Annotated in this window: 16 protein-coding genes; 11 read left to right on the top strand and 5 right to left on the bottom strand. The window is 71.5% G+C overall.

Going from position 1 to position 19,171, the window contains the following annotated elements:
• Window positions 1–176: 176 nt before the first annotated feature.
• Together ACAM51_RS15425 and ACAM51_RS15420 are read right to left on the bottom strand one after the other, a co-directional pair.
• Window positions 177–2,306: a TonB-dependent receptor gene (locus tag ACAM51_RS15425; RefSeq protein WP_369641128.1), complete on the bottom strand. Its 2,130-nt coding sequence runs from the start codon at window positions 2,304–2,306 to the stop codon at window positions 177–179.
• A 353-nt stretch (window positions 2,307–2,659) separates the two neighbouring features.
• Window positions 2,660–3,661: a helix-turn-helix transcriptional regulator gene (locus ACAM51_RS15420; protein ID WP_369641127.1), complete on the bottom strand. Its 1,002-nt coding sequence runs from the start codon at window positions 3,659–3,661 to the stop codon at window positions 2,660–2,662.
• A 230-nt stretch (window positions 3,662–3,891) separates the two neighbouring features.
• On the opposite strand from ACAM51_RS15420, the gene ACAM51_RS15415 reads away from it, so the two are divergent.
• The 6 genes from ACAM51_RS15415 to ACAM51_RS15390 all read left to right on the top strand — a co-directional run bounded on the left by ACAM51_RS15415 (window position 3,892) and on the right by ACAM51_RS15390 (window position 9,672).
• A complete protein-coding gene (locus tag ACAM51_RS15415; RefSeq protein WP_369641126.1) occupies window positions 3,892–5,046 on the top strand; it encodes an ABC transporter substrate-binding protein in 1,155 nt (384 codons plus the stop codon).
• Window positions 5,046–5,996 carry an alpha/beta hydrolase gene (locus tag ACAM51_RS15410; RefSeq protein ID WP_369641125.1) on the top strand — a complete coding sequence of 317 codons (951 nt, stop codon included), beginning with the start codon at window positions 5,046–5,048 and terminating at the stop codon, window positions 5,994–5,996. The genes ACAM51_RS15415 and ACAM51_RS15410 overlap by 1 nt, the downstream gene beginning before the upstream one ends.
• A gap of 149 nt (window positions 5,997–6,145) precedes the next feature.
• Window positions 6,146–7,150 carry a FecCD family ABC transporter permease gene (locus tag ACAM51_RS15405; RefSeq protein WP_369643828.1) on the top strand — a complete coding sequence of 335 codons (1,005 nt, stop codon included), beginning with the start codon at window positions 6,146–6,148 and terminating at the stop codon, window positions 7,148–7,150.
• 165 nt (window positions 7,151–7,315) lie between these two features.
• Window positions 7,316–8,137, top strand: coding sequence for an ABC transporter ATP-binding protein (locus ACAM51_RS15400; RefSeq protein ID WP_218296654.1), 822 nt, complete (start codon window positions 7,316–7,318; stop codon window positions 8,135–8,137).
• Window positions 8,134–8,463, top strand: coding sequence for a DUF2218 domain-containing protein (locus ACAM51_RS15395; protein WP_369641124.1), 330 nt, complete (start codon window positions 8,134–8,136; stop codon window positions 8,461–8,463). Before ACAM51_RS15400 ends, ACAM51_RS15395 begins: the two co-directional genes overlap by 4 nt.
• Before the next feature lie 123 nt (window positions 8,464–8,586).
• Window positions 8,587–9,672, top strand: coding sequence for a GGDEF domain-containing protein (locus ACAM51_RS15390; RefSeq protein WP_369641123.1), 1,086 nt, complete (start codon window positions 8,587–8,589; stop codon window positions 9,670–9,672).
• Window positions 9,673–9,799: 127 nt separating this feature from the next.
• Here the strand turns inward: ACAM51_RS15390 and ACAM51_RS15385 are convergent, their stop codons facing one another.
• Window positions 9,800–10,651 (bottom strand): M48 family metallopeptidase, encoded by an 852-nt coding sequence (locus ACAM51_RS15385; protein WP_369641122.1) that lies wholly within the window; start codon window positions 10,649–10,651, stop codon window positions 9,800–9,802.
• A gap of 126 nt (window positions 10,652–10,777) precedes the next feature.
• Here ACAM51_RS15385 and ACAM51_RS15380 point away from each other — a divergent pair, with 126 nt between their 5' ends.
• The 3 genes from ACAM51_RS15380 to ACAM51_RS15370 all read left to right on the top strand — a co-directional run bounded on the left by ACAM51_RS15380 (window position 10,778) and on the right by ACAM51_RS15370 (window position 14,337).
• The gene (locus tag ACAM51_RS15380) at window positions 10,778–12,160 is read left to right on the top strand and encodes an AmpG family muropeptide MFS transporter (protein WP_369641121.1); all 1,383 of its coding nucleotides are present in this window, start codon (window positions 10,778–10,780) and stop codon (window positions 12,158–12,160) included.
• Between the two features lie 149 nt (window positions 12,161–12,309).
• A complete protein-coding gene (locus ACAM51_RS15375; protein ID WP_218296649.1) occupies window positions 12,310–13,032 on the top strand; it encodes a response regulator in 723 nt (240 codons plus the stop codon).
• Between the two features lie 45 nt (window positions 13,033–13,077).
• On the top strand, window positions 13,078–14,337 hold the full coding sequence (locus ACAM51_RS15370) for an ATP-binding protein (RefSeq protein ID WP_369641120.1): 1,260 nt from the start codon (window positions 13,078–13,080) through the stop codon (window positions 14,335–14,337).
• On the opposite strand, the gene ACAM51_RS15365 is transcribed toward ACAM51_RS15370, so the two are convergent.
• Window positions 14,306–15,478 carry a YbfB/YjiJ family MFS transporter gene (locus ACAM51_RS15365; protein WP_369643827.1) on the bottom strand — a complete coding sequence of 391 codons (1,173 nt, stop codon included), beginning with the start codon at window positions 15,476–15,478 and terminating at the stop codon, window positions 14,306–14,308. The genes ACAM51_RS15370 and ACAM51_RS15365 overlap by 32 nt on opposite strands.
• Before the next feature lie 164 nt (window positions 15,479–15,642).
• Here ACAM51_RS15365 and ACAM51_RS15360 point away from each other — a divergent pair, with 164 nt between their 5' ends.
• Together ACAM51_RS15360 and ACAM51_RS15355 are read left to right on the top strand one after the other, a co-directional pair.
• The gene (locus ACAM51_RS15360) at window positions 15,643–16,512 is read left to right on the top strand and encodes a LysR substrate-binding domain-containing protein (protein ID WP_369641119.1); all 870 of its coding nucleotides are present in this window, start codon (window positions 15,643–15,645) and stop codon (window positions 16,510–16,512) included.
• Window positions 16,513–16,567: 55 nt separating this feature from the next.
• Window positions 16,568–17,728 (top strand): NAD(P)H-dependent flavin oxidoreductase, encoded by a 1,161-nt coding sequence (locus tag ACAM51_RS15355; protein ID WP_369641118.1) that lies wholly within the window; start codon window positions 16,568–16,570, stop codon window positions 17,726–17,728.
• 388 nt (window positions 17,729–18,116) lie between these two features.
• On the opposite strand, the gene ACAM51_RS15350 is transcribed toward ACAM51_RS15355, so the two are convergent.
• Window positions 18,117–19,091, bottom strand: coding sequence for a glycosyltransferase (locus tag ACAM51_RS15350; protein WP_218296644.1), 975 nt, complete (start codon window positions 19,089–19,091; stop codon window positions 18,117–18,119).
• Window positions 19,092–19,171 lie beyond the last annotated feature (80 nt).

Genomic DNA, 19,171 nt, shown 5'->3' with positions numbered 1-19,171 from the left:
CCGACGGAAGTCTTGGTGTTTTGGATGTTTTTGGCCGCCAGCGCCTATCCGTCAAGCGCCAATAGCTACTATATTAATAGCATAACCAGCCCCACCACAGGCGCCTGGCGTGCCCACCAGGACACACGCCAGACCCCGTGGCGGGGTTGCTTCGCTCGCGCCGTGCTTCGCCGGGATCAGAAGTCGAACGAGGCCGACAGGTGCACGGCGCGCGGCGCGCCCACGTTCACCCGGCCCGCGCCCCAGATGCTCTCGAAATACGCGCGGTTGGCGAGGTTGGTCACCGTGGCGCGCAGCACCACCGGTTGCGCGCCAAGACGCGTGGCATAGCGGGCGCCCACGTCCAGGGTGGTCCAGGACGGCAGCTTCACACTGTTGTCGCCCGTGAGCCATTGCGAACCGGTGTGGTTCACGCGGCCGTTCACCGACAGGCCCTGCACGCCGGGAACCGCCCAGTCGGCACCCAGGTTCAGGGTGAGCCGGGGCACGCCGAACTGCGCGCGGCCCTGGTTCACGCCCTTGTTCGTCCGGGTCTGGTCGGCCTCGGTGTAGGCCACGCCGCCCAGCAGGGAAAGCGCCGGGGCCAACTGCCCGAACACGTTCCACTCCACGCCCCGGTTGCGCTGCTCGCCGTCGAGCACCTGGCGGTTGTCTTGCTCGATCAGGGCGGGCTTGCTGATCTGGAACAGGCTCACGGTCTGCGTCAGGCTGCCGCTCACCCACTTCACGCCGACCTCCACCTGCTTGCTCTTGTACGGCGCGAAGGTCTGGCCTTCGTTGGCATAGGGCGCCTTCACGGTCGTGCCCGCGCTCAGGCCTTCCACGTAGTTGCCGTACAGCGCAACGGTCTCGCCCCAAGGCTTGGCCACCACGCCCACCAGCGGCGTCACGGCGCTCTCCTTGTACTTGTTGAGCTTTTGGTGCACCCGCTGCGCGCGCAGGCCCAGGGTGAGCTGCACCTGGTCGTCGGCGAACGACAGCGTGTCGACCGCGCTCAGCGCCGTCATCGCGTCATCGTTCATCTTGCTGTAGGTCGATGCCGCCGCCCCGGCCGGCATGGTGATGGGCGTGGGGTGGTAGATGTTGCTGTTGATGGGCGCCGTGCCGTTGCCGCGGCTGCCGCCTTCGTAATTCATCACGTTGGCGGCCAGGGTCAGCCTGTGCGCCACGGCGCCGGTGCCGAACTGGCCGCGCAGGCCCAGTTCGGCCGTGGTGGTGCCGTACTCGCCCCAGGAGTTGTAGGCCGTGCCCGTGGCGTTGCCCGAGGCCGCGTTCGCCGCCGTCCACACCGGGCGGGTGCCGAAGATGAAGCCGTCGTAGGAATGCTCGGCCTTGCCCGCCGAGGCAAACGCCGTCCAGCCCGCGTTGATCTTCGCCTGGCCGCGCACGATGAGGCCCTGGGTCTGCGTGTTGCTGTACACGTCCTCGCCGTAGAAGAAGTTGGTGGAGCCGTCGGGCGCCTTGGGCACCGTGGTCCAGCCCGCGATGATGGGCTGCATGGGCGAGCCCTTGCGCACCTTGTTCCTGAGCGAATAGGCATCGGCCTCCACGTTCCAGCCCTCGCCCTGGTAGTCCAGCGCCAGGTGGCCGATCTCGCGCGCCTTGGTCTGGTGGTCGAGCCAGGTCTCGCCGCCCGACAGCACGCCATTGACGCGCACGCCCAGGCGCTGTTCCCCGCCGAAGCGGCGCGACACGTCGGCGTGCGCGCCCACGTTGGATTGGGACGAATAGGTGGTGGTCACGCGCGTGAGCGGCTCCTTGCCCGCGCGCTTGGGCACGAGGTTGATCGCGCCGCCCACGTCGCCCGCGGGGGGCAGGCCCATCATCATGGCGCCGGGGCCCTTGAGCACCTCCACCCGCTCGAACATCTCGGTGGGCGTGTTCTGCTCGGGCGCCAGGCCATAGGCACCGTTGATGGCCAGCGAGCCGGCGCCCACGCCGAAGCCCCGGATGATGAAGTTCTCGACGATGTGGCCTTCGTTGGTGGTGGTGCGCACCGAAGGGTCGTTCTTGAGCACCGCGCCCACGGTCTGCGCCTGCTGGTCGGCGATGCCTTCGGCGGTGTAGCCCGTCATGTTGAACGGCGTGTCCATGACCCCCACGTTGCCGAGCACGCCCAGCCGCGTGCCCCTGGCGACCTGGCCGCCCGGGGCCGCGGCTGGCAGGCTGTCGGGAGTCTCGGCGGCCGCATTCACCGTGACTTCCCGCAGCAGCGTGGCGGACGGGGCGGGCGCGTTCTGCTGCGCCAGGGCCGCGCCGGCACCCGCCAGCAAGGTCCACGCGCAGGCCTGGGCGACCTGGCGCAAGGCAAAAGGATGTGCCCGGGGGACACCCGGGGATGGGCGGCGAGTCTGCATAGAAGTCCTGAATCAAAAACGAAGGAGAAGGGAGTCCGCCTCGCCAACGGATTGCAAACAGGAATGAATGCGATTTCACTCAGGGCGCGCAGTGGCTCCGCGAGGAAGCCATCCAGGCGCGGTGCCCGGAACGTGTTGCAAGGCGTGCCGGCTGGTTCCACCCGGCATGGGAGCGATGATTTCACGCAGCCCGCCGCCCTGTGTTTGCACGCCCAACAAAGACGTTTGCCGCGGCCCCGCCAGGGCCGCCGTGGAACGGGCCTTGCCAGGACCGGGGGAGCCGCGAGGCGGCCCGGCGGGCTTCAGACCCTCACTCGCGCCAGCTTGGGAGGCATGCCAAAGCGCTTGCGGTAGGCCGTGGCGAAGTTGGCGGCGCTGTTGTAGCCCGCCACCAGCGCCGCCTGGCCCACGGTCAGGCCCTCATGCTCCAGGGCCTTGCGGGCGCGCTGCAGGCGGCTTTCGCGCACGAAGTCGAACACCGTCGTGCCGTACACCGCCCGAAAGTGCCGCTGCAGCGTGTTCGCGTTGGTGCCGGCCTGGCGCGCCAGGGCATCGAGCGACAGGTCCATGGCCCCTTCGGTCTGCAGGAAGGCATGCAGCGCCCGCATGCGCCGGTGCTCGTGGGGCAGCAGCCGCAGCCCGGTGGGCGCGGGAGCAGGTGCCGGCGCGGGCGCGGGCCCGGGGGCGTGCTGCGCCAGGCTGCCCAGCGCCTCGCCCACCAGCTCCAGCGCGCGGCTCTCCAGGTACAGGTGCAGCAGCAGGGGGCTCAGGTCCGGCGCATGGGTGATCTGCTCGGCCAGGGCGGCGATGCGCGCCGAGGGCTGCCAGTGGTGCATGGCCAGGTGCTGGCGGCGGAAGGCCTCGATGGCGCCGGAGGCCGACGGGCCGGCCACCTGCTCCAGCCATTCGCCGCCCAGGCCCACGCTCACCCGGCGCGCATACGCGCCCTTGCGGGCGCGGCGCTCGAAGCGCTCCGGCTCCGCCACCGACACCAGCAGGGCGCGCGGCAGGCTGGCCAGGCCTGCATCGTGGGACTGGCGGGCGTGGTCCGCCGCGCTCGACAGCGCCACGCGGCGCGGCCCGTAGCTCACGTCCACCGAGCCCTCCAGCAGCACCACGATGCGCAGGCCCGTCTCCATCTCGCCGCTGGCCGTGAAATCCTGCGCATCGGCCGCATCGTCCGCGTGCAGGTGCAGGCCCGGGCGCAGCACGCGCAGGCGCTGCAGATGGCGCTGCAGCGACGCCTGCATGCCGTCCGACGCGGGCGCGGCGGACAGCACTTTCAAGGGGCTGACGACAGACATGGGCAGGCAGGTGTGACGGCGAAAAAGCGGCAGGGGCAGCGGACGGCAATGCACCACGGCGCGTGGAACCCGGGGCCTGGCGTTTGCGCAAAGGTTTTTCTCCGCTTGGCAAACACGGCGGGCACCGGGGCATGGGATGCTAGCAAGTCGGCATAATAAATGCAAATGATTCTCAATATTGGGCCATTGAACCGGCCGCCGCCGATGGCCGCCCGCACACCGTCCCTCCCATGCCCCTGATCCGTTTTTGCCCCTGGGCGCCACTGGCGGCCCTGCTCTGCGCCCTGGTCCTGGGTGCCTCGCCCACGCGCGCGCAGGGGGGCACGCAGACCGTGACCGACCTGGCGGGCCGCGCCGTCACCCTGCCGGCCAAGGTGGAGCGCATCCTGCTGGGCGAAGGCCGGCTGCTGCCCGCGCTGGGCGTGTTCGAGCGCGACGACGTGGCCCGCCGCCTGGTGGGCATGATGGGCGACTACGAGACGCTGGATGCCGCCGGCTATGCGCAGTGGCGCGGCCGTTTCCCGCAGATCGACAAGGTGCCGCGCGTGGGCCGCAACAGCAGCGGCAGCTTCAGCGACGAACAGGCCATCGCGCTGCGTCCGCAGGTCGCCATCCTGGGGCTGGCGGGTGGCCACGGCCCGAGCAAGAACGACCGCGAAACGCTGGCCCGCCTGGAGGCGGCCGGCGTGGCCGTGGTGTTCGTCGACTTCCGCCACGACCCGCTCCGCAACACGACGCGCAGCATGGAGCTGCTGGGCGCCGTGCTGGGCAAGCGCCAGGAGGCCCAGGCGTTCAACACCTATTGGCGGGCCCAGCTCGACCGCGTGGAAGCCCGCCTGCGCACCCTGCCGGCCGGCAGGCGGCACCCCGGCGTGTTCCTGGAGAACCGCGTGGGCCTGGCCGATGAATGCTGCGCCACCATGGTCGGCCTGGTGGGCGTGCTGCTGGATGCCGCCGGGGCTCAGAATGTGGCGCGCGGTCGCATTCCGGGCGAGCACGGCACGCTCAACCCCGAATTCCTGATCGCCACGCAGCCCCAGCTGTACATCGGCACCGGCATCGGCAGCATGGCCACGGCCGAGAAATCCCCCCTGCGCATCGTGCTGGGCGCCGACGCCACGCCCGAGGCCGCCCGCGCCTCGCTGGCGCGCGCCACGCAGCGCCGGGGCATCGCCCAGCTGCAGGCCGTGCAGCAGCCCGGCCGCGCGCATGCCATCTGGCACCACTACTACAACTCGCCCTTCAATGTCGTGGCGGTGCAGGTGTTCGCCAAATGGCTGCACCCCGAGCTGTTTGCCGACCTGGACCCGCGCGACACCCTGCAGACGATGTTCACCCGCTTCCAGCCCATCCCGCTGACGGGCGTGTACTGGACCAGCCTCTGATGCGCTCCATGCCCATGCCCATGCCCAGCGACACCCGCCGCCGCGCGCTGCTGGCCTCTGGTGCCAGCCTGTGGCTGGCGGGCTGCGCCAGCGGCGCGCCAGAGGCGTCCCTGCTGCAGGCGGGCCCCGCGCGGCTGCCGGACACGCGCCAGCTGGACCTGCGCGACCCGGCGAGCGGCCGCGTCTGGCGCATCTGGGTGCAGCAGCCCGCCGGCCCCGCGCCCGCCACCGGACACCCCGTGCTGTATGTGCTCGACGGCAATGCCGCCTTTGCGCTCGCGGCCCAGCTGGCCCGCAATGAGGCCGCGCGCCCCGCGCAGATGCGCGCGGACAGCGCCATCGTCGTGGGCATCGGCCACCCCGGCGATGCCGTGGTCCACCCCGCGCAACGCCAGCGCGACTACACGCCGCCCGCGCCCGGCGGCTCGGCCACGCCCGAGGCCGGCGGCGCGGACATCCTGCTCGACTTCATCGCGCGCGAGCTGCAGCCGCGCGTGGCGCGGGCGTTTTCCATCGACCCGCAGCGCCAGGCGCTGAGCGGGCACTCGTTCGGCGGCCTGCTGGTGCTGCACGCGCTGTTCACGCGCCCCGCGCTGTTCACCCGGTATGCGGCCACCAGCCCGTCGGTGTGGTGGAACGGCGCGCAGGTGCTGCAGACGGCATCGCAGTTCATGCAGGCGCACGCGACGGCGCCGCGCCCCTTCCGGGCCCGACTGCAGCTGCGCGTGGGCAGCCTGGAGCAGCCCCGGGCCGCTCCCACCGCGGCGCGCGCCGCCGTGCAGCACGAACGCCGCATGATCGAACGCACGCAGGCGCTGGCGGACCAGCTGGAGGCCTTGCACTGGCCCGAACTGCGCGTTCACATGGGCATATTGCCCGGCCTGGACCATGGCGGCGCCATGGCGCCGGGGCTCATCGACGCCCTGGCATGGGCCCAGCAGCCCCGCTGAAAACCGCCGCCCCGCGCCATGGAACCCTCTCGCACCCCACACGCCCTGCCCCGGAACTGCCTTCGTTGAACCCCGCCGCCCCGTCTCCCTTGCCGCAGCCCCTGGACGCGGCCCGCGCTGGTTCGCTGGCGCGGCGCTACCAGCACTTCGTGCGCCTGCGCCTGCTGCTGCTGGCCGCCCTGCTCGCCGTGCTGTGCGCCAGCGTGGTGGCCGACATCGCGCTCGGCCCCTCCACCTTCGCGTTCGCCGACGTGCTGCGGGGCCTGTTCGCCCCCGCCAGCCTGCCGCAGGCGCAGCAGGTCATCCTGTGGGAAGTGCGCCTGCCCTACGCGGTGATGGCCGTGCTGGTGGGCGCCAGCCTGGGCCTGGCGGGGGCCGAGATGCAGACCGCGCTCAACAACCCGCTGGCCAGCCCGTTCACGCTCGGGGTGTCGGCGGCGGCGGCCGTGGGCGCTTCGGCCGCCGTGGTCACGGGCTTCACGCTCGTGGCCTGGGGCGAGAACCTGGCCGTGCCGCTGTGCGCCTTCGCGGGCGCGGCCAGCGCCACGGCGCTGATCCAGTTGCTGGCCTGGCGCCAGGGCGCCACGGTGGACACCGTGGTGCTGTTCGGCATCGCGCTGCTGTTCAGCTTCGAGGCCCTGCTGTGGCTGCTGCAGTTCATCGCCGACAGCAACGCGCTGCAGCAGATCGTGTTCTGGACCATGGGCAGCCTGGGCCGCGCCACCTGGACCAAGATCGGCATCGTGGGCACCGTGCTCGCGCTGTGCATGCTCTGGTCGGCGCGCCAGGCCTGGGCCCTCACGGCGCTGCGCGCGGGCGAGGACCAGGCGCGCAGCTTCGGCATCGGGGTGGAGCGGCTGCGCCTGGTCACGCTGCTGCGCGTGAGCCTGCTGGCGGCCACCGCCCTGTCGTTCGTGGGCACCATCGGCTTCGTGGGCCTGGTGGGGCCGCACATCGCGCGCATGCTGCTGGGCGAGGACCACCGCTACTACCTGCCCGGCAGCGCGCTGGCCGGGGCGCTGATGCTGTCGCTCGCGTCCATCCTCAGCAAGGCGCTGGTGCCCGGCGTGGTGCTGCCCATCGGCATCATCACCGCGCTGGTGGGCGTGCCGCTGTTCATGGTGCTGGTGCTGCGCCAGAGAAGGGCCACATGAAGCACCCCCTGAGCCGCTGCGCGTCTTCCCCCTCTCTCAGATTGCTGCGCAACGCGGGAGGGGGACGCCCCCGGCGCGGCGGGGCGGCCCTTGCGCGGGGGCGCTGGCCCGGGCCGCGCCAGTTTCATTGGCTGCCGAGGGTGCGTAGCGCCATGGAGGCTTGATATGACAACCGGCCTGACCCTCGAACAACTCACCGCCGGCTACCCCGGCCGGCCCGTGCTGCAGGGCGTGGACCTGCCTGCCGTGCCCGCCGGCACGCTGGTGGCCGTGGTGGGGCCCAACGCGGTGGGCAAGTCCACGCTGCTCAAGGCCGTGGCCGGGCTGCGGCCGGCGCAGGGCCGCGTGTGGCTCGAGGGCACGGACCTGGCCACCCTGCCGCCCCGCGAGCGCCTGCGCCGCGTGGGCTACCTGCCGCAGGCGCTGCCCCAGAGCACCTCGCTCGTGGCCTACGAGACCTGGCACAGCGCCCTGCGCGCCGGGCGCAGCGACTGGAGCGCCGCCCGGCGCGAGGCGGCCATCGAATCCGTCGTGGCATCGCTGGGGCTGCAGGCGCTGGCGCTGCGCCGGCTCGATGAACTCTCGGGCGGGCAGCGCCAGATGGTGGGGCTGGCGCAGGCCATCGTGCGCGCGCCGCGCCTGCTGCTGCTGGACGAGCCCACCAGCGCGCTCGACCTGCGCTGGCAGCTGCAGGTGCTGCAGGCCGTGCGCGACCTGGTGCAGCAGCAGGGCACCGTGGGCCTGGTGGCCGTGCACGACCTGAACCTGGCGCTGCGCTTTTGCCAGCAGGTGCTGGTGCTGGGCGGCGGCGGCGTGCTGGCCGCCGGCGCGCCGGCCCCGCTGCTGACCCCCGCGCTGCTGCGGCGCGCCTATGGCGTCCAGGCCCGCGTGGAGCGCTGCTCGCAAGGCAACCTGCTGGTGCTGGCCGACGCCGCGCTGCCGCTGGATGCCGCTTCTTCCATGACCACAACCAGCCCCTTCCCATGATGCGACGCCAGGGCCATGTGCCCACGCCCGACGCCAGCCGCTACCTGCAGCGCCTGTGCTACCACTTCACGCGCAAGATCACCGTGACATATGACGATCACCAGGGCCAGGCCCACTTTCCCTGGGGCCTGTGCCTGCTGCGGGCCGATGGCGCGGCGCTGCACTTCGACTGCAGCGCCGACGACCAGGCCAGCCTGGACCGGGTGCAGTTCGCGATCGACTCGCACGTGGAGCTGTTCTCGCGCAAGAGCCCCATGGCCGTGGACTGGCAGCCCGTGCAAACCGTCAGCGCGCCGGCGGCTGGCACGGCGCCCCCCGCCCCTTAAGCCCCAATTGCGGCCCGCCTGCCGCCCACATCGGACGATGGGCAGCGCAGGCGCTTCCTAGAATGTGACATTTTGTTATCGCGCCGCACCGGTGCCCGAACACCGGCGAGGCCCCTGCCCGCCATGGCACATTCCGCATCCGCCCGCCCCGAGCCCCACCCGCCCCGCCCGTTCGCCATCCCGCAGCGCGGCTCCAGCCTGGCGGGCAAGGCCTACTGGGCCATGGTGCAGCGCGTGGCGCTCACGGCGGCGGCCATCGACGGCGGCTACATCGTGCTGTTCCTGTGGCTGGGGTCGCTGCCGCTGGCGGCCGTCAACCTGGTGAGCATCGCGATGTACCTGGGGGCCTACCGGCTCATCCAGTCGCGCTACAACGCGGCCGCGCTGGCGCTGATCTGGCTGGAGGTGGTGGGCCACGCGGCACTGGGCTCGCTGCTCATCGGCTGGAACAGCGGCTTTCACTACTACCTGCTGCTGTTCATTCCGGCCATCGTGATCGCCAACACGCGCGGCTTCGCGGCGCCCATGGTGATCGCGCTGCTGGCGTACTACCTGGGCCTGCAGGTGCTGTGCGACCACCTGGGGCCACTGGCCCCCCTGCCGCCCCTGAGCGTGAAGATCGTCAACTGGATCCACATCTGCCTGGTGTTCGCGATGTCGGCGGCGCTGGCGGCGTTCTACCGCCGCACCATCCTCATCGCCGAGGGCCGGCTGCGCAAGCAGGCCACGCTGGACCCGCTGACCGGCCTGAACAACCGCAGCCACTTCGAGGCGCTGGCCGCCCACACGCTGGCCCGCGGCCAGCGCGACGGCACGCCCATCGCCCTGCTGCTGTGCGACGTGGACCACTTCAAGCGCGTGAACGACCAGTACGGCCATGCCGTGGGCGACGAGGTGCTGGTGGCCATGGCCCGCACGCTCAGCCAGAGCCTGCGCGAAGGCGACGTGCTCGCCCGCTGGGGCGGCGAGGAGTTCCTGGCGCTGATGCCCGCCAGCCCGCTCGATGCCGCCTGCGCCACGGCCGAACGCATCCGCGCCGCGGTGCAGGCAACGCCGATGGAGGTCGGCCCCGCGCCCCTGTCGCTCACCATGTCGTTTGGCGTGGCGCAGGTGCATGGCGCGGACGACCTGCAGGCCGCCATCGTGCGCGCCGACAAGGCGCTCTACGAAGCCAAGCACGCAGGCCGCAACCGCGTGAGCGTGGCCTGAGGCCAACGTCCATGCCGAGCGGGGCAGGGCACAAAAAAGGCAGCTGGCGCTTGATGGACAAGCGCAGAAAGCTACCATTTTAATAGCAACTCAGCACCAACACCCGGCCCCGGGGCCGCCCGGCGCCTCAGCCGTTGCGCCGCGCCGCCTCGTACAGGCCCTGCACCTTGGGCACGTTCAGCTCCAGCTCATGGATGCGCGCGGGACCCGAGGGGTGGGTGGACAGGAACGCCAGCCCGCCCTGCTTGCTGCCGCTGGCATTGCCCATCTTCTTCCACAGGCTCACGGCGGCCGAGGGCTGGTAGCCCGCGCGGGCGGCCAGCTCCAGGCCCACCAGGTCGGCCTCGCTCTCGTCCGAGCGGCTGAACTGCAGCGTGAGCAGCTGCCCGCCCAGGCCGGCGGCCGCCTGGCCCAGGTCGCCCAGGCCCAGCAGCTGCGAGCCCAGCCTCAGCGCGAGGTTGGTGCCCTGCGTCTTGGCGATGCGCTCGCGCGCATGTTCGCGCAGCGCATGGGCCATTTCGTGGCCCATGATCATCGCGGCCTCGTCGTCGGTGAGCTTGAGCTGGTCCAGGATGCCGGTGTAGAACGCGATCTTGCCGCCGGGCATGCAGAACGCGTTGATCTGCTGGCTGCCGATGAGATTGACCTCCCAGCGCCACTGCCTGGCGCGGTCGTTCCACGGGGCGGCGTACGGGATCAGCCGCTTGGCGATGGCGTGCAGGCGCTGCAACTGCGGGTGCCCCTCGGGCGCCAGCGCGCGCTTGGCCTTGGCCTGCTGCAGCGTCTGCTGGTACTGCTGGGCGGCCGAGTTTTCCAGCGTCTCGGCGGGCACCAGCTTGCGCAGGCTGGACGCCGTGCCCACGTCCACCTGCGCGAGCACCGGCGCGGCGGCAGTGGCGCCGGCCGCCAGCAGGAATGCACGGCGCGCCGACCACGGGGACGACGGTGCAACGGAGGGAGCGGGGCAGAAAAGGCACATACAGGCAATCCCTGAAGGAATAATAAGCAGCGCTGGCGCACCACACACCAGGGCTTGTCGCCAGATGGAGGCTGGCAGGCCGGGCTGCAAGGGTGTCGGCGATGATAGACAAAACCTCCGCCCCCCATGTCAGACACATCCACTTCATCCCCCCCCGGCCTCAGCCCCGAAAAGTCCGCGCGCACGCCCTGGCTGCAGACCCTGCGCGTGTACCTGGAGCCCGCCAGCCTGCGCATGCTCACGCTCGGGTTCTCCGCCGGGCTGCCGCTGCTGCTGGTGCTGGGCACGCTGAGCTTTCGCCTGCGCGAGGCGGGCATCGACCGCAGCACCATCGGGTACCTGAGCTGGGTGGGCCTGGCCTACGGTTTCAAGTGGGTGTGGGCGCCGCTGGTGGACCGCATGCCGATCCCGCTGCTCACCCGGGCCTTGGGACGGCGGCGCAGCTGGCTGCTGCTGTCGCAGGCGCTCATCGTGGGCGGACTCATCGGCATGGCGCTGGCCGACCCGCGCCAGACGCTCGGACCCATCGTGTGGTGCGCGCTGGCGGTGGCGTTCGGCTCGGCCACGCAGGACATCGCGCTCGATGCGTTCCGCATCGAATCGGCCGACGCCAATCACCAGGCCGCGCTGGCGGCCTCGTACCAGACAGGCTACCGCCTGGCCATGATCTGGGCCGGTGCGGGCGTGTTGTGGATTGCGGCGCGCTCCGAAGTGGCCCCTGCGGTGGGGCAGGTGGTGGCGCAAGGCGCGGCCGCGTACCAGAACGGCGCCTGGCAGGCGGCCTACCTGGCCATGGCGGCGTCGATGGCGGTGGGCGTGGTCACCGTGCTGTTCTCGCGCGAGCCCGCGCCCGTGCAACTGCCCCCGGCCAGAAACGCGGCCGAGTGGATCCAGGGCGCCATGGTGGAGCCCTTCGCCGACTTCCTGCGCCGCTACGGCTGGCACGCGGCGCTGATCCTGGCGCTCATCGCCGTCTACCGCATCAGCGACGTGGTGATGGGCATCATGGCCAACCCGTTCTATGTGGACATGGGCTTCACCAAGGACGAGGTGGCCGCCGTGACCAAGGTGTACGGCGTGATCATGACGCTGGCGGGCGCCTTCGTGGGCGGCGTGCTGTCGATGCGGTTTGGCGTGATGCGCATCCTGATGCTGGGCGCCATCCTGAGCGCCGCGAGCAACCTGCTGTTCGCCTGGCTGGCGGGCCACGGGCACGACGTGACGGCGCTCATCGCCGTGGTGTCGGCCGACAACCTGGCCAGCGGCATCGCGTCGGCGGCGTTCATCGCCTACCTGTCGAGCCTGACCAACGTGAGCTACTCGGCCACGCAGTACGCGCTGTTCAGCTCCATGATGCTGCTTGCCCCGAAGTTCGTGGCGGGGTTCTCGGGCGACTACGTGAATGCCTTCGGCTACGCGCACTTCTTCACGGCCACCGCGATGCTGGGGTTGCCGGTGCTGGTGCTGGTGTGGCTGGCGTCCCGGGTGAAAACAGCCTCTGGCGCTTGATGGCAAGGCGCGAATAGCTATCTAATTTATAGCAACCGCCTGCTTTTCACCCCCGGCGGTTTACCGCAACTTTACGGAGGCTTCAACACGGGGAGACGCCCGCGCGCGAGCATGGGGGCTCTGTCCAGGCCTCCCACTACACTGCCCCCATGAGCTCCCAACTGCTGATGATCGAAGACGACGCCCGCCTCGCGCAGATGGTGGGCGAGTACCTGGGCCAGTCGGGCCTGCAGGTCACGCACCGCGCGGACGGCAAGAGCGGCCTGGCGCAGCTGCAGGGGCCGGACGCCGGGCCGTTGCCCGACCTCGTGATCCTGGACCTCATGCTGCCCGACATGGACGGGCTGGAGGTGTGCCGCCGCATCCGCTCGCTGCAGGGCAGCGCGGCGCAGGTGCCGGTGCTCATGCTCACCGCCAAGGGCGACCCCATGGACCGGATCATCGGCCTGGAGCTGGGCGCCGACGACTACCTGCCCAAGCCTTTCGAGCCGCGCGAGCTGCTGGCGCGCATCCGCGCCATCCTGCGGCGCCGCACCGATGGCGGCGGTGCCTCGGCGGCCACGCAGGTGCTGCGGTTCGGCACGCTGGAGATCGACCGCGACGCGCGCACCGTGACCGTGTCCGGCGAGCTGGCCGACCTCACCTCCTACCAGTTCGATTTGCTGGTGGCCCTGGCCGAGCGCGCGGGCCGCGTGCTCACGCGCGACCAGATCATGGAGGCCGTGCGCGGCCGCGAGCTGGAGGCTTTCGACCGCTCCATCGACGTGCACATGGGCCGCATCCGTGCCGCCATCGAGGCCGACGCCAAGAACCCGCGCCGCATCCTCACGGTGCGCGGCGTGGGCTATGTATTCGCAAAACAACAAGACTGACCGGTGGAGCGCGGCCCTGCCACGGCGCGCACCCCGCTTTGCTGAATGTCCCTCTCCACCCCCTTCTCCCGCCGCCTGTATCTGCGCATCTGGCTGGCCGTGGTCGGCGGCATCGCGGTGCTGACGCTGACCGTGGGCTGGGCCTGGCGCATGGCCGAAGAGCAGAAGGCGCAGAACGCGCAGCCTTTTGTGCCGCCGTCGCGCGAGATGGTGCTGCGCGACCCCGCCGGCAACCTGGTGCTGCGCGGCCTGGCCACGCGCCAGCCCAGCGAACCCGGCGAAGGGGCCGAGTTCCACATCGAGTCGGGCACTGGCCAGCCGTTCGTGCTGCAGATGGCGCCCCGCCAGCCGCGCGGCGAACGCGGCGGCCGGCCCGGCGGCCCCAACCAGGGCGACGCGGCGTTCTGGACCCGGCCGCCGTTCGGCTTCCTGTGGCTGCTGGGCATCGTGAGCCTGGCGGTGGCCGTGGGCGTGTACCCCATCATCCGGCGCCTGACCCTGCGGCTGGAGGCGCTGCAGCGCAGCGTGCAGAAGTTCGGCGAGGGCGACCTGTCGGTGCGCGTGCCCGAGCAGGGACAGGACGAGGTGGCCGACCTCGCGCGCCAGTTCAACGCCGCCGCCGCGCGCGTGGAAACGCTGGTCAAGTCGCACAAATCCCTGCTGGCCAACGCCTCGCACGAACTGCGCTCGCCGCTCACCCGCATCCGCATGGGCATGGAGCTGATGGGCGGGCAGCAGCCCTCGCCCGCGTTCCGCGAGGAAATCCTGCGCAACATCGCCGAGCTGGACCAGCTGGTGGACGAGATCCTGCTGGCCAGCCGCCTCGATGCGCGCGAGGCCGACGTGGGCATCGTGGAGCTGGTGGACCTCATCGGCCTGGCCGCCGAGGAATGCGCGCGCGTGGATGCCGACCTGGATGTGAGCTCCAGCGCCGACTCCGTGGACGTGCGCGGCGTCTCCAAGCTGCTGCGCCGCGCCATCCGCAACCTGCTGGAAAACGCCCGGCGCTACAGCACGGGCGAGATCACGGTGGTGGTGCACCGCCGCCAGGGCCACGCCGAGGTGCGCGTGTGCGACCGGGGACCAGGCGTGCCAGCCAGCCAGCGCGAACGCATCTTCGAGCCCTTCTACCGCCTGCCGGGCGCCAGCGAGCGCGCGGGGGGCGTGGGCCTGGGGCTGGCCCTGGTGCGCTCCATCGCAGGGCGCCACAACGGCACCGTGCACTGCGAGGACCGCGAGGGCGGTGGCGCCTGCTTCGTGCTGCGCCTGCCGGTCAGCACGGCTGGCGCCAGCGCCATGCCATGACGCCGTAGAGCACGGCCCCCAGCACCAGCACCGACCCCGCCACGCCCAGCGCCCAGTCAAAACCCTGCGCCTGCGAACCCGCGCGTGCCAGCAGCGCCGCCGCCATGGGCGGCCCCACGATCTGGCCGATGCCATAGAGCGCGGTCATCAGGCCGGTGAAGCCCGCGCCCGCCTGGGGCCACTGGTGGCGCGCCTCCTGCAAGGCAAAAAACGTGATGGCGGTGAACGGCAGCCCCAGCAACAGGCTGCCCAGCGCGAACCCCGCGCGCCCCGGCCAGAGCAGGCCCAGCCCGATGGCCGCCGCCTGCAGCAGGTAGGCCCAGGCCAGCAGCATGCGCCGGTCGCGGGTGGGTGCGATCCGCGTGGAGAGCAGCGCGCCCAGCGCCACGCCCGCGCCGAAGAGCGGCCAGAACAGGTCGGGCCAGACCGATCCGGCGGGCAGCGCCGCGCGTGCGATGACGGGCAGGAAGGTGGCCGTGACGATGTACCCCAGGCCCGCGAGGCCGTAGGCCACGGCCAGGAGGGTCCGCTCGGCCACGGGGCGCGCGGGCGCAGAGGCGCCGCCTGCGGCCCCCGCCGCCCCCGCGGCCGGTGCGTCCACCCCCTGGAACACCGCCCACGCCCCCGCACACAGCACGGCCGCCAGTGCGCTGAAGGCCGCCCAGCCCGCCGCGGCGCTCCAGCCCGCAGCCACCATGGCGCTGGTGGGCAGGCCGGTGATGACGATGCCCAACCCCGGCCCGCAGAAAATCAGCCCCCCCAGGGCCGGGCGCCCCAGGTGCGCCAGCCGCCCCATGCACCAGTTGGCCGTGCCCAGGAACACCAGCGCGCTGGCCACGCCCGCGAACAGGCGCAGCAGGGGCCAAAAGGCCGGCCACGGCACGGCCAGCAGCCCCGTGAGCAGCACCGTGGCCACGAGCCCGCCGCGCACCAGCGCCGCGTTGCCGGGCACGCCGCCCAGGCGCCGGCCCATCCAGGGCAAGGTCATGTAGAGCAGCGCCCCCGCGAGGTAGCCGGCGTAGTTGGCCGTGGCCAGCCAGCTGCCCGTGGCGATGTCCACCACGCCGTCGTGCAGCATCATGGGCAAGAGCGGGGTGAAGGCAAAACGGCCGATGCCCATGGCCGCCGCCAGCGCGGCCATGCCGGCCAGGGCGACCTGCAGGGCCGTGGCGCCGTCAGCGTGCCGGGAGGTGGGAGGGGAAAGAGACGCCGGGTTCACGGTGGGGACATGGGGTTGCCACGGGGAATGCTGTTGCATATCATCTTAGCAAGAGATTGAATTTTTGTAATTCATACTTTTTCATGATGGACAAAGGGCCACCCCCGCTCGACCTCGCCGCTCTCGACATCTTCCGCACCGTGGCGGCGGAGGGCAGCGTCACGCGCGCGGCCGAGCGTTTGCAGCGCGTGCAGTCCAACGTGACCACGCGGGTGCGCCAGCTGGAGTCCGACCTGGGCACCCCGCTGTTCCTGCGCGAGGGCAAGCGCATGGCGCTCACGCCCGAGGGCGAGGTACTGCTGGGCTATGCCGACCGGCTGCTCGCGCTGGCCGAGGAAGCCCGCCAGGCGCTGCACCCGGGGCCGCCCGCCGGCCGCCTGCGCCTGGGGTCGATGGAAAGCACCGCGGCGAGCCGCCTGCCCGCGCCGCTCGCGCGCCTGCACCGCCAGTGGCCCGGCGTGGCGCTAGAGCTCACGACCGCCGCGACCCGCGTGCTCGTGGAACGCCTGCGCGCGCATGCGCTCGATGCGGTGCTGGTGGCCTGGCCGCCGGGCCAGCCCGCCGACCCGGCCCTGGAAACCCGGCCGGTGTTCACTGAAGAGCTGCTGCTGGTCCTGCCCGCCGGCCACCCGCATGCCGCCGGGCCCGACCAGGTGCAGCCCGGCACACTGGCGGTGTTCGAGCCCGGCTGCACCTACCGCCGCATCGCGCAGGACTGGTTCGCGCCACGGCGCGAGCCCATGCAGCTGCTGGAACTGGGCTCGTACCACGCCATCCTGGCCAGTGTGGCGGGCGGCGGCTGCGCGGGCATCGTGCCGCGCTCGGTGCTCAGCATCTCGCCGAACGCGGCCCTGCTGAGCCAGCAGCCGATCACCACCATCACCACCTTGCTGACCTGGCGCCAGGGCTACCGCTCGGCCGCGCTCGGTGCGCTGCAGCAGGTGCTGGTCGACTGACCGCCTTCAGCTCGTTTCCCCCTTTATTTCCTTCTTTCTTTCACGGAACGTCACCATGCCCGACCGCAGCCTGCGCACCGCCCTCTCCCTTCGCCTGCCCATCGTGCAGGGGCCCATGACCGGTGCCGACACGCCGGCCCTGGCGGCCGCCGTGTCCGCCGCGGGCGGGCTGGGCACGCTGGGCTGCGGCATGCGCTCGCCGGCGGCCATGGCCGAGGCCGCCGCCGAGGTGCGCCGCCGCACCGACCGGCCCTTCGGGCTCAACCTGTTCGTGCAAGACACACCCGCGCCCGATGCCGCCACCGTCGAGCAGGCGCTGGCCCGCGTGGCCCCGCTGTACGCCGAGTTCGGCCTGCAGGCCGCCGTGCCCGCGCGCTGGTGCGAGGACTTCCCTGCGCAATTCGAGGCCCTGGTCGAGGCCCGGCCCGCCGTGGCGAGCTTCACCTTCGGCATCCTCACTGCCGCGCAGGTCGAGCGCCTGCACCACGCGGGCTGCTACGTGATCGGCACCGCCACCACGGTGGCCGAGGCCCTGGCCTGGGCCGACGTGGGGACCGATGCGGTCTGCGCGTCGGGGATGGAGGCCGGGGGCCACCGCGGCACCTTTTTGCCCACGGGCCGGCCGCAGGCCGAAGGGCTTGCCCCCGCGGACGCCACCGTGCGCGCGGGCGTGCCATCGCAGGCCGACTTTGCCGCCGCGATGGTGGGCGCGCTCGCGCTGGTGCCACAGTGCGTGGATGCGCTGCGCCCACGCGGCGTGGCCGTGATCGCGGCGGGCGGCATCATGGATGGACGCGGCATCGCCGCCGCGCAGGCGCTGGGGGCCGAGGCGGTACAGATGGGCACGGCCTTCCTCGCCTGCGACGAATCGGGCATCGGCCGCGCCTACCGCGACGCCATGGCCCAGGCCATCGCCACCGACACGCGCACCACCCGCGTGTTCTCGGGCCGCCCCGCGCGCGGCATCGTCAACCCCATGCTGCAGCGCCTGCATGCGCACGAGACGGAGGTACCGGCCTACCCGGTGCAGAACGCCCTCACCGGCGCCCTGCGCCGGGCCAGCGCCGAAGCCGGCCGCGCAGACTACCTGTCCCTGTGGGCCGGCCAGGGTGTGGCCGGAGTGCGACCCATGCCGGCCGCACAGCTGGTGGCCGCGCTGGAAGCGGAATGGCGGGCTGCACTGGCCGCGCAAGCGGCGTTGCTGCAAGCGCAGTAACGCTATTTATTCGATAGCTGCCAGCGCTTATTGGACAAGCGCTAGCGGCAATTCAAAAAGGATGCCTGCGGAGTGACCGGGCGTTGCAACACCGTGTACGCCCTGGCTTCGACAGGCTCAGCCCGAACGGGTGGGAGTGATGGAGGCAGTGCGGACGGTCAAGCCCGGTCTCTGCAAAGCGCGCGGCCCCGCCAGTGCACCTGTGGAACCGGCTTTGCCGGGCCAGAGGGTGCGTCCCCCTGTGGGGGAAGCGGCGCAGCCGCGCAGGGAGAGGCCCCGGTCCTCGCAACTGGCGCGCCCCTGACGCCAGTGCACCCGTGGAACCGGCTTTGCCGGGCCACCGGGTGCGTCCCCCTCGGGGGATGGCGCGCAGCGCCTCAGGGGGGCTTCATTGCCTCCAGGGCAGTTCGCGCGCAGGCCCCTGGATCACCGGCGGCTGGGCATTGATCTTCTCGCCTGCGAGCACACGTTCGTACATCCGCAGGTAATTGCGCGCCATGCGCTCGGCGCTGAAATGGTCGACCACGTGCTGGTGGCAGGCGCGCGCATCGAAACGGTTGCCACGCACCGCCTCGGCCAGCACGTTCGCCTCGGCCGACAGCACGCCGCAGTGCAGCGGCACCAGCTCGGGCAGCGCGCCATAGGGCGTGGAAAACACCGGGCAGCCGAAGTACAGGCTCTCGATCACCGCCAGCCCGAAGGGTTCGTGCCAGCGCACCGGAAAGATCAGCCCGCGCGATGCGTTGAGCAAGCCCGTCTTCTGCGTGCCGCCCACCATGCCGTGGAAATGGATCTTGCGCGACAGTGTCCAGCGAAAGCCGCGCTTGAAATTGATGCGCGTGCCGCCCAGCACATCCAGCTCCACACCCGCGCGCAGTGCCACCTTGATGGCGCCGCGCACGTTCTTCACGCCCCACGCCGCCTTGCCCAGGAAGTGGTAGCGCGGGCGCGGCGATTGGAAGTCCACCGGGCCGTAGCCGCTCCAGTCCAGGCCGTTGTAGACGAACTCGGTGGAGCCATACCGCGCGGCGTGGTCGCGCGACAGGAACACCGTGTTGAGTGGCAGCGGCTTGGGCTTGCGCGCGTTGCCGTGCTCGGTCACCAGGTACGGCTTGGCCAGCTCGGTACGGGGGTTGAACTGGAAGTGCGTGATGTCCACGCCCTTCGGGATCTGCCCCTCCCACGGCTCGTCCGGGCGGATGGGCAGCACGTCGCCGAAGTCGCAGGTCGAACCCTCGGGCACCAGGTAGCTCACGCGGTGGCCCTGCTGGACGAGTGTCTTGCCCAGGTCCCAGATCACGCGCTCGGTTCCCCCGTAGCCGTAGACGGGGATGGGGGAGTTGTTGACCAGCAGGATGTGCATGAAGAATGCCTCTGTCTCAGTTGTCTATGGCTCTGTGCGAGGCCCGCAACGGTTGAAACCGGCACGGCCCAGTCCCGGGC

It is taken from the genome of Acidovorax sp. A79, from assembly GCF_041154505.1.
Lineage (GTDB): Bacteria > Pseudomonadota > Gammaproteobacteria > Burkholderiales > Burkholderiaceae_C > Acidovorax.
Note: the sequence above shows the minus strand (reverse complement) of the source record. Positions and strands in the feature narration are given on the sequence as shown.

What these genes read in the sequence shown, in the direction of transcription:
- ACAM51_RS15420 (WP_369641127.1), bottom strand. Translation starts at nt 3,661, where the DNA reads ATGTCTGTCGTCAGCCCCTTGAAAGTGCTGTCCGCCGCGCCCGCGTCG.
- ACAM51_RS15415 (WP_369641126.1), top strand. Translation starts at nt 3,892, where the DNA reads ATGCCCCTGATCCGTTTTTGCCCCTGGGCGCCACTGGCGGCCCTGCTC.
- ACAM51_RS15410 (WP_369641125.1), top strand. Translation starts at nt 5,046, where the DNA reads ATGCGCTCCATGCCCATGCCCATGCCCAGCGACACCCGCCGCCGCGCG.
- ACAM51_RS15400 (WP_218296654.1), top strand. Translation starts at nt 7,316, where the DNA reads ATGACAACCGGCCTGACCCTCGAACAACTCACCGCCGGCTACCCCGGC.
- ACAM51_RS15395 (WP_369641124.1), top strand. Translation starts at nt 8,134, where the DNA reads ATGATGCGACGCCAGGGCCATGTGCCCACGCCCGACGCCAGCCGCTAC.
- ACAM51_RS15390 (WP_369641123.1), top strand. Translation starts at nt 8,587, where the DNA reads ATGGCACATTCCGCATCCGCCCGCCCCGAGCCCCACCCGCCCCGCCCG.
- ACAM51_RS15385 (WP_369641122.1), bottom strand. Translation starts at nt 10,651, where the DNA reads ATGTGCCTTTTCTGCCCCGCTCCCTCCGTTGCACCGTCGTCCCCGTGG.
- ACAM51_RS15380 (WP_369641121.1), top strand. Translation starts at nt 10,778, where the DNA reads ATGTCAGACACATCCACTTCATCCCCCCCCGGCCTCAGCCCCGAAAAG.
- ACAM51_RS15375 (WP_218296649.1), top strand. Translation starts at nt 12,310, where the DNA reads ATGAGCTCCCAACTGCTGATGATCGAAGACGACGCCCGCCTCGCGCAG.
- ACAM51_RS15370 (WP_369641120.1), top strand. Translation starts at nt 13,078, where the DNA reads ATGTCCCTCTCCACCCCCTTCTCCCGCCGCCTGTATCTGCGCATCTGG.
- ACAM51_RS15365 (WP_369643827.1), bottom strand. Translation starts at nt 15,478, where the DNA reads ATGGCCGCGCTGGCGGCGGCCATGGGCATCGGCCGTTTTGCCTTCACC.
- ACAM51_RS15360 (WP_369641119.1), top strand. Translation starts at nt 15,643, where the DNA reads ATGGACAAAGGGCCACCCCCGCTCGACCTCGCCGCTCTCGACATCTTC.
- ACAM51_RS15355 (WP_369641118.1), top strand. Translation starts at nt 16,568, where the DNA reads ATGCCCGACCGCAGCCTGCGCACCGCCCTCTCCCTTCGCCTGCCCATC.
- ACAM51_RS15350 (WP_218296644.1), bottom strand. Translation starts at nt 19,091, where the DNA reads ATGCACATCCTGCTGGTCAACAACTCCCCCATCCCCGTCTACGGCTAC.